The organism is Kitasatospora sp. NPDC057015 (assembly GCF_042673745.1).
GTDB lineage: Bacteria > Actinomycetota > Actinomycetes > Streptomycetales > Streptomycetaceae > Kitasatospora.
On the sequence record NZ_JBHUSG010000041.1, the window covers coordinates 76,479 to 85,256 of the forward strand.

Annotated in this window: 7 protein-coding genes; all 7 read left to right on the forward strand. The window is 69.8% G+C overall.

What is annotated here, in order from left to right:
* The first annotated feature begins 324 nt into the window (after positions 1-324).
* On the forward strand, positions 325-1,662 hold the full coding sequence (gene ccrA / locus ACFTWP_RS30525) for a crotonyl-CoA carboxylase/reductase (RefSeq protein WP_380268166.1): 1,338 nt from the start codon (positions 325-327) through the stop codon (positions 1,660-1,662).
* Entirely contained in the window at positions 1,662-3,701 is a 2,040-nt protein-coding gene (locus tag ACFTWP_RS30530) for a protein meaA (RefSeq protein WP_380268167.1), read from the forward strand. The genes ccrA and ACFTWP_RS30530 overlap by 1 nt, the downstream gene beginning before the upstream one ends.
* A gap of 25 nt (positions 3,702-3,726) precedes the next feature.
* The gene (locus tag ACFTWP_RS30535) at positions 3,727-4,689 is read left to right on the forward strand and encodes a CoA ester lyase (protein WP_073928804.1); all 963 of its coding nucleotides are present in this window, start codon (positions 3,727-3,729) and stop codon (positions 4,687-4,689) included.
* Positions 4,690-4,725: 36 nt separating this feature from the next.
* Positions 4,726-5,229, forward strand: coding sequence for a MaoC family dehydratase (locus ACFTWP_RS30540; RefSeq protein ID WP_380268168.1), 504 nt, complete (start codon positions 4,726-4,728; stop codon positions 5,227-5,229).
* Between the two features lie 285 nt (positions 5,230-5,514).
* Positions 5,515-6,717 carry an acyl-CoA dehydrogenase family protein gene (locus tag ACFTWP_RS30545; RefSeq protein ID WP_380268169.1) on the forward strand — a complete coding sequence of 401 codons (1,203 nt, stop codon included), beginning with the start codon at positions 5,515-5,517 and terminating at the stop codon, positions 6,715-6,717.
* A 427-nt stretch (positions 6,718-7,144) separates the two neighbouring features.
* Entirely contained in the window at positions 7,145-7,837 is a 693-nt protein-coding gene (locus ACFTWP_RS30550) for a phosphatidylserine decarboxylase (protein WP_380268170.1), read from the forward strand.
* Complete coding sequence (locus ACFTWP_RS30555) at positions 7,824-8,717, forward strand: CDP-alcohol phosphatidyltransferase family protein (RefSeq protein ID WP_380268171.1); 894 nt, start codon at positions 7,824-7,826, stop codon at positions 8,715-8,717. The genes ACFTWP_RS30550 and ACFTWP_RS30555 overlap by 14 nt, the downstream gene beginning before the upstream one ends.
* The last annotated feature ends 61 nt before the right edge of the window (positions 8,718-8,778 follow it).

Here is an 8,778-nt window from a genome sequence, read left to right on the forward strand (position 1 = left end):
CGCGCAGCTCAGAGGCATGGTGAAGGCCCGTCCCGGTCAGCCGGGGCGGGCCTTGCGCATGCCCCGCCGACCCCGGGGGAACGCCTGTCCGACTCACTCGAATTGATGACACCCAGTGTCTTTACGAGTGGCACAGGGTGCCACTACCTTGTTACTCACCAGTCGCGGCGCCGCGGCTCCCCACCTCGGCGCGCCGTCGTCGGGCACTCCCACACCCCGGGAGTCAGGCCTACCCAAACCACCCACTCTCAGCGAAGCCGGTGTCCGCTCCCGGCTCCCCCAGACGCCCTGTGCCCTCACACAGGTACGCCTTCGGAGGCAGCCATGAAGGAAATCCTCGACGCGATCCTCAGCACCGACAGCACCTCGGCGGACTTCGCCGCGATCAAGCTGCCGGAGTCCTACCGGGCGGTCACGCTCCACAAGGACGAGGAGCAGATGTTCGCCGGCCTCGACAGCCGCGACAAGGACCCTCGCAAGTCCCTGCACCTGGACGACGTCGCCCTGCCCGAGCTCGGCCCGGGCGAGGCCCTGGTGGCCGTCATGGCCAGCGCCGTGAACTACAACACCGTGTGGAGCTCGATCTACGAGCCGGTCTCCACCTTCGGCTTCCTGGAGCGCTACGGCCGGCTCTCGCCGCTCACCAAGCGCCACGACCTGCCGTACCACGTGCTCGGCTCCGACCTCGCGGGCGTGGTCCTGCGCACCGGCGCCGGCGTCAACGCCTGGAAGCCGGGCGACGAGGTCGTCGCGCACTGCCTCTCGGTCGAGCTGGAGTCCTCGGACGGCCACAACGACACGATGATGGACCCGGAGCAGCGCATCTGGGGCTTCGAGACCAACTTCGGCGGCCTGGCCCAGATCGCCCTGGTGAAGACCAACCAGCTGATGCCCAAGCCCGCGCACCTCACCTGGGAGGAGGCCGCCTCCCCCGGTCTGGTCAACTCCACCGCCTACCGCCAGCTGGTGTCGCAGAACGGCGCCGGCATGAAGCAGGGCGACAACGTGCTGATCTGGGGCGCCAGCGGCGGCCTCGGCTCGTACGCCACCCAGTACGCGCTGGCCGGCGGCGCCACCCCGATCTGCGTGGTCTCCAACGACCAGAAGGCCGAGATCTGCCGGGCGATGGGCGCCGAGGCGATCATCGACCGCAGCGCCGAGGGCTACCGCTTCTGGAAGGACGAGAACACCCAGGACCCGCGCGAGTGGAAGCGCCTGGGCGGCCGGATCCGCGAGCTGACCGGCGGCGAGGACGTGGACATCGTCTTCGAGCACCCGGGCCGCGAGACCTTCGGCGCCTCGGTCTACGTCACCCGCAAGGGCGGCACCATCGTCACCTGCGCCTCCACCTCGGGCTTCATGCACCAGTACGACAACCGCTACCTGTGGATGTCGCTGAAGAAGATCGTCGGCTCGCACTTCGCCAACTACCGCGAGGCCTGGGAGGCCAACCGCCTGGTGGCGAAGGGCAAGATCCACCCGACCCTGTCCAAGGTCTACTCCCTCGACCAGACCGGCCAGGCCGCGCTCGACGTCCACCAGAACAAGCACCAGGGCAAGGTCGGCGTCCTGTGCCTGGCCCCGTCCGAGGGCCTGGGGGTGCGCGACCCCGAGCTGCGCGAGAAGCACCTGCCGGCGATCAACCGCTTCAGGGACATCTGATGGCAGAGCAGAGCGAGCGGATCGTGCGCGACCGGCCCTGGCTGATGCGCACCTACGCGGGACACTCCACCGCGAGCGACTCCAACGCGCTGTACCGCAAGAACCTCGCCAAGGGGCAGACCGGTCTCTCGGTGGCCTTCGACCTGCCGACCCAGACGGGCTACGACTCCGACCACGTCCTCGCCCGCGGCGAGGTCGGCCGGGTCGGCGTGCCGGTGGGCCACGTCGGCGACATGCGCACCCTGTTCGACGGCATCCCGCTCGAACAGACCAACACCTCGATGACGATCAACGCCACCGCGATGTGGCTGCTGGCGCTCTACCAGGTGGTCGCCGAGGAGCAGGGCGCCGACATCGCCAAGCTCACCGGCACCACCCAGAACGACATCGTCAAGGAGTACCTGTCGCGCGGGACGCACGTCTTCCCGCCCGGCCCGTCGGTCCGCCTGATCACCGACATGATCGCCTACACGGTCGGGAACATCCCCAAGTGGAACCCGATCAACATCTGCAGCTACCACCTGCAGGAGGCCGGGGCCACCCCGGTCCAGGAGATCGCGTACGCGATGTGCACCGCGATCTCCGTGCTGGACGCCGTCCGCGACTCCGGCCAGGTGCCGGCCGAGCGGATGGGCGAGGTGGTCGCCCGGATCTCCTTCTTCGTCAACGCCGGCGTGCGCTTCGTCGAGGAGATGTGCAAGATGCGCGCCTTCGCCCAGCTCTGGGAGAAGGTCACCCTGGAGCGCTACGGCATCCAGGACGCCAAGCAGCGCCGGTTCCGGTACGGCGTGCAGGTCAACTCGCTCGGCCTGACCGAGGCCCAGCCGGAGAACAACGTCCAGCGGATCGTCCTGGAGATGCTGGCCGTCACCCTCTCCAAGGACGCCCGCGCCCGCGCCGTCCAGCTGCCCGCCTGGAACGAGGCGCTCGGCCTGCCCCGCCCCTGGGACCAGCAGTGGTCGCTGCGGATCCAGCAGGTGCTGGCCTACGAGTCGGACCTGCTGGAGTACGGCGACATCTTCAACGGCTCCGAGGTGATCGAGACCAAGACGGCCGCCCTGCTGGCCGGCGCCGAGGCGGAGATCGCCAAGGTGCTGGAGATGGGCGGGGTCATCCCGGCCGTCGAGTCCGGGTACCTGAAGTCCAACCTGGTCTCCTCGCACGCCGCCCGGCGGGCCCGGATCGAGTCCGGCGAGGACAAGATCGTCGGGGTCAACTGCTTCGACACCACCGAGGAGAGCCCGCTCACGGCCGACCTCGACACCGCGATCATGGTGGTCGACCCGGCCTCCGAGCAGTCCGTGCTCACCGCCCTCAAGCAGTGGCGCGCGGACCGCGACGAGAGCGCGGTGCAGAGCACCCTGGAGCGGCTCCGGGCGGCCGCCGCCACCTCGGAGAACCTGATGCCCGCCACGCTGGCCTGCGCCCGCGCCGGGGTCACCACCGGCGAGTGGTCCTTCGCCCTGCGGGACGTCTTCGGCGAGTACCGCGCCCCCACCGGCGTCGGCGGCGCCCCGGTCGCGGTCGCGGCCGAGCCCGGGGGCGAGCTGGCCGCCGTGCGCGAGGCGGTCGCCGCCACCGCCGCCGAGCTGGGCACCGGCAAGCTGCGCCTGCTGGTCGGCAAGCCCGGCCTGGACGGGCACTCCAACGGCGCCGAGCAGATCGCCGTGCGGGCCCGCGACGCCGGGTTCGAGGTGGTCTACCAGGGCATCCGGCTGACGCCCGAGCAGATCGTCTCCGCCGCCGTCGCGGAGGACGTGCACTGCGTGGGCCTGTCGATCCTCTCCGGGGCGCACCCCGAGCTGGTTCCCGACGTCCTGAACCGCCTGCGGCGGGCCGGGGTGGAGGATGTCCCCGTGATCGTGGGTGGCATCATCCCGGCAGCGGACGGCGAGGCCCTCAAGGCCGCCGGCGTCGCCGCCGTGTTCACCCCGAAGGACTTCGGCATCACCACCATCATCGGTCGGATCGTGGACGAGATCCGGCTGGCCAACAGGCTCCAGCCCTGGACGCCGACCACCGCCGCGTCCACCAGCTGACCCCGGAAGGAACTGACCCACCCTCATGAGCACTGTCAACCGGCTCCGCCCCCGCCGCTCCTGCCTCGCCGTACCGGGCAGCAACCCGCGCTTCCTGGAGAAGGCCCAGGGCCTGCCCGCCGACCAGGTCTTCCTCGACCTGGAGGACGCCTGCGCCCCGCTGGTCAAGGAGAGCGCCCGGCACAACATCGTCGACGCCCTGAACAACGGCGACTGGGGCAAGAAGACCAAGGTCGTCCGGGTCAACGACTGGACCACCCACTGGACGTACCGCGACGTGATCACCGTCGTCGAGGGCGCCGGCCCGAACCTGGACTGCATCATGCTGCCCAAGGTCCAGGACGCCACCCAGGTCAAGGCCCTCGACCTGCTGCTCACCCAGATCGAGAAGACCATGGGCTTCGAGGTCGGCAAGATCGGCATCGAGGCGCAGATCGAGAACGCCAAGGGCCTGGTGAACGTCGACGAGATCGCCGCCGCCTCGCCCCGGCTGGAGACCATCATCTTCGGCCCGGCCGACTTCATGGCCTCGATCAACATGAAGACCCTGGTGGTCGGCCAGCAGCCCCCCGGCTACCCGGCGGACGCCTACCACTACATCCTGATGCGCATCCTGATGGCCGCCCGCACCCACGACCTGCAGGCCATCGACGGCCCGTACCTGCAGATCCGCAACGCGGAGGGCTACCGCGAGGTGGCCGGCCGGGCCGCCGCGCTGGGCTTCGACGGCAAGTGGGTCCTGCACCCGGACCAGGTCGCCGCCGCGAACGAGATCTTCTCGCCCTCGCAGGAGGACTACGACCACGCCGAGCTGATCCTCGACGCCTACGACTGGTGCACCTCCGAGGCCGGCGGCGCCAAGGGCTCCGCGATGCTCGGCGACGAGATGATCGACGAGGCCAGCCGCAAGATGGCCCTGGTCATCGCCGGCAAGGGCCGCGCCGCCGGCTTCGAGCGCACCTCCAAGTTCGAGCCCCCGCAGTCCTGACCTCCCCGGCTCGGCCCTCCTCCTAAGGATCACCTCATGCAGTTCGGACGCACCTACGAAGAGTTCGAGGTCGGCGCGGTCTACAAGCACTGGCCGGGGAAGACCGTCACCGAGTACGACGACCACCTCTTCTGTCTGCTCACGATGAACCACCACCCGCTCCACCTGGACACGAACTACGCCGGGAAGACCACGGACTTCGGCAAGAACGTGGTGGTGGGCAACTACATCTACTCGCTGCTGCTCGGCATGTCCGTCCCGGACGTCTCCGGCAAGGCGATCGCCAACCTGGAGATCGAGTCGCTGCGCCACATCGCGCCGACCTTCCACGGCGACACGATCTACGGCGAGACGGTCGTGCTCGACAAGTGGCCGTCCAAGTCCAAGGACGACCGCGGCATCGTCTACGTCGAGACCAAGGGCTACAAGCAGGACGGCACGGTCGTCTGCATCTTCCGCCGCAAGGTGATGGTGCCGACCGAGACGTACATCAAGGCCCGCGGCGGCGAGCAGCCCGGCCGCCCCGAGCCGCTGTCCTAGTCCCGGCGGACCCGTCCCGACGGACTGGTCCCAGCAGCCCCGGCCCCCTCGGGGGCCGCCCCAGACCCCGGTAGGAGGGGCCGCCGTCATCGGCCGCTCTCCGGCCCCGGGGGCTCCACGGAAGTCACGCCCGTGGAGCCCCCGCACCCCAGCAGCGGGCAGGCCTGCCGGCCCGCAGCACGCTCGCCCCAGCACCACGTACGCCCCCGGCACCACGCACGCCCCGCGTCGCGCAGGCCGCAGCACCCCCACCCTCTTCTCTTTCTGCATGACAGGAGCCGCACGATGGGACGCCTCGCACAGACCGACGGCCTCACCGAGATCCAGCGGGACATCCTCGCCACCGTGCGGGACTTTGTCGACAAGGAGATCATTCCGGTCGCCACCGAGCTGGAGCACAAGGACGAGTACCCCACGGCCATCGTGGAGGGGATGAAGCAGCTGGGCCTCTTCGGCCTCACCATCCCCGAGGAGTACGGCGGCCTCGGTGAGTCGCTGCTCACCTACGCCCTGGTGGTGGAGGAGATCGCCCGCGGCTGGATGTCCGTCTCCGGCATCGTCAACACCCACTTCATCGTGGCGCACATGATCAACGCGCACGGCACCCAGGAGCAGAAGGACTACTTCCTCCCGAGGATGGCGGCCGGCGAGATCCGCGGCGCCTTCTCGATGTCCGAGCCGGGTCTCGGCTCCGACGTCGCGGCGATCTCCACCAAGGGCGTCCGGGACGGCGACCACTACGTCCTCAACGGCCAGAAGATGTGGCTGACCAACGGCGGCACCTCCACCCTGGTCGCGGTCCTCTGCAAGACCGACGAGGGCGGCAGCACGCCGTACCGCAACATGACGACGTTCCTGATCGAGAAGACGCCCGGCTTCGGCCCGAACCCGACCGTCCCCGGCCTCACCGTGCCCGGGAAGATCGAGAAGATGGGCTACAAGGGCGTCGACACCACCGAGCTGGTGCTCCAGGACGTCCGGATCCCGGCCGACCGCGTGCTCGGCGGCGTGCCCGGCAAGGGCTTCTACCAGATGATGGACGGCGTCGAGGTCGGCCGGGTCAACGTGGCCGCGCGCGGCTGCGGCGTGGCCCGCCGCGCCTTCGAGCTGGGCATCTCCTACGCCCAGCAGCGCTCGACCTTCGGCAAGAAGATCTCCGAGCACCAGGCCATCCAGTTCAAGCTGGCCGAGATGGCCACCAAGGTCGAGGCCGCGCACCAGATGATGGTGATGGCCGCCCGCAAGAAGGACAGCGGCGAGCGCAACGACCTGGAGGCCGGCATGGCCAAGTACCTCGCCTCCGAGTACTGCAAGGAGGTCGTGGAGGACTCCTTCCGCATCCACGGCGGCTACGGCTTCTCCAAGGAGTACGAGATCGAGCGCCTCTACCGGGAGGCCCCGATGCTGCTCATCGGTGAAGGTACGGCGGAGATCCAGAAGATGATCGTGGGACGTCGCCTGCTGGAGGAGTACCGACTCGCCGACTGACCGGAGCAATTCCGGTTGACGGCCGGTGGACGGGCGTGCGGGCCCGACCCGGCACCGCCGTACCCCTGTACCCCGGCCTGGTCCGCCGCGGGTCGGTACGGCCCCACGGGGGCGGCCGCAGGGCGCATGTCAGTAGATGCGCGCCCTGCGGCCGCTTCCGCACGCCCCCGTGCACACACCCATTGGGCTGAGACATGGGTCACCCGGGTCTTCGGACCCCTTGGGAACCGAACCTCGTCGAGCTACGGTCGTACACATAGCAGGGGCACCCCCGCGCAGCCCAGGACAGATGAACGAGCAGGCGGGTTGCCCACCCACCGTGTGCTCCCGATAGCATCCACCGGGACAGCACAGCCGTCCCTTTATCACTCGATCCCCGCGGTGGCCCCCGTCCAGCGGCCATGATCCCCCGCGACTAAGGTCTTCGATGCCCATCAGCCCGTCCCCTCACACCTCCGTCACGGACCGCGATGCCCTCGCCGCTCCGACGGCCGGTCGGCGACCCCGCGTGACCATCGCGCGCGGAGCCACCCCCTGGTTCGTCCCCACCCTGGCCACGGCCGCCCTCACCACCGCCCTCACCAGGCGCAACGGTAAGTGGGCCCTGGCGGCGGTTCCGGCCTGTGCGCTCAGCGCGGGCATGCTGTGGTTCTTCCGCGACCCCGAGCGTGAGATCAGCACCGGCAGAGTGATCTCCCCCGCCGACGGCGTGGTGCAGAGCATCGACGCCTGGCCGGACGGCCGGACCCGCGTGGCCATCTTCATGAGCCCGCTGAACGTGCACGTCAACCGGGCCCCGCTGCCCGGCACCGTGACGTCCGTCGAGCACGTCGCCGGTGGCTTCGTACCGGCGTTCAACAAGGACAGCGACCAGAACGAACGTGTCGTGTGGCACTTCGACACCGAGCTCGGCGACATCGAGATGGTGCAGATCGCGGGGGCCGTGGCCCGCCGGATCGTGCCGTACGTGGACGCCGGCACCAAGGTCGAGCAGGGCGAGCGGATCGGTCTGATCCGTTTCGGCTCCCGCGTCGACACCTACCTGCCGGCCGGCGTCGAGGTCGGCGTCGAGGTCGGCCAGAAGACCACTGCCGGGGTGACACGCCTTGACCGTGACTGATCCTGAGACGATCGCGGGTCTGGACGACGAGGAGACGGAGCTGCGTCGCCGCCGCTGGGCGCGCGACCGCGAGCTGCGTGCACCGCGTTCGCCCCAGCACCTGTCCACCGCCGATTTCCTGACCCTGGGGAACGCCGTCTGCGGCTTCCTGGCGATCTACTCGATCACCACCGGGGTCCTGGTGCCGCACATCACCAACCCGGACGCCGCGCCGGACCGGCACAGCGCCGCCACCGCCGTGGTGCTGCTGCTCATCGGCTCGATGTGCGACCTGTTCGACGGCCTGGTGGCGCGCAAGCTGCGCTCCTCCGCCCTCGGCGCCGAACTCGACAACCTGGCCGACCTGATCAGCTTCGGCATCGCGCCGGCCTACTTCGTCGCGGTGTGGGGCATGGTCTCGCCGGGCTCCGACAGCCGGCTCTCGGCCCTGATCGCCCTGACGGTGCTGCTCTCGGTCGTGCTGCGGCTCGCCCGCTTCTCGGCCGTGAAGATGCGCCCGGGGGTCTTCCAGGGCATGCCCTGCCCGATGGGCGCGATGACGGTGATCGCCATCGTGCTGCTGGACCCGCCGTTCCTGCCGGGCCTGCTGGCCATCGCCGGTACCGCGTACCTGATGATGAGCCGGATCGAGTACCCGAAGCCGCAGGGCCTGCTGGCCACGGCGACGCTCTGCTGGATCGTCGTCAGCATCGGCTGCCTGGCCGCGTGGGCCACCGGCCTGCCGGGTGGCGACACCCTGCTGCACGTCGGCGCCTTCGCCCAGATCGCGCTGGCCGCGATGGCCCCGCTGCTGGTCATCCGCCGCAAGGTCGGCCAGAAGGTCGGGGACGTCCGCGCCCGCCGGGCGGAGTCCCGCCTCGACTGCGGCGGCAAGTTCTAGGCTCAGGCCAAGCCGCCACCGCGACGACGCGAAGGGCCCGGATCCACCAGGATCCGGGCCC

What these genes read in the sequence shown, in the direction of transcription:
- ccrA (WP_380268166.1), top strand. Translation starts at nt 325, where the DNA reads ATGAAGGAAATCCTCGACGCGATCCTCAGCACCGACAGCACCTCGGCG.
- ACFTWP_RS30530 (WP_380268167.1), top strand. Translation starts at nt 1,662, where the DNA reads ATGGCAGAGCAGAGCGAGCGGATCGTGCGCGACCGGCCCTGGCTGATG.
- ACFTWP_RS30535 (WP_073928804.1), top strand. Translation starts at nt 3,727, where the DNA reads ATGAGCACTGTCAACCGGCTCCGCCCCCGCCGCTCCTGCCTCGCCGTA.
- ACFTWP_RS30540 (WP_380268168.1), top strand. Translation starts at nt 4,726, where the DNA reads ATGCAGTTCGGACGCACCTACGAAGAGTTCGAGGTCGGCGCGGTCTAC.
- ACFTWP_RS30545 (WP_380268169.1), top strand. Translation starts at nt 5,515, where the DNA reads ATGGGACGCCTCGCACAGACCGACGGCCTCACCGAGATCCAGCGGGAC.
- ACFTWP_RS30550 (WP_380268170.1), top strand. Translation starts at nt 7,145, where the DNA reads ATGCCCATCAGCCCGTCCCCTCACACCTCCGTCACGGACCGCGATGCC.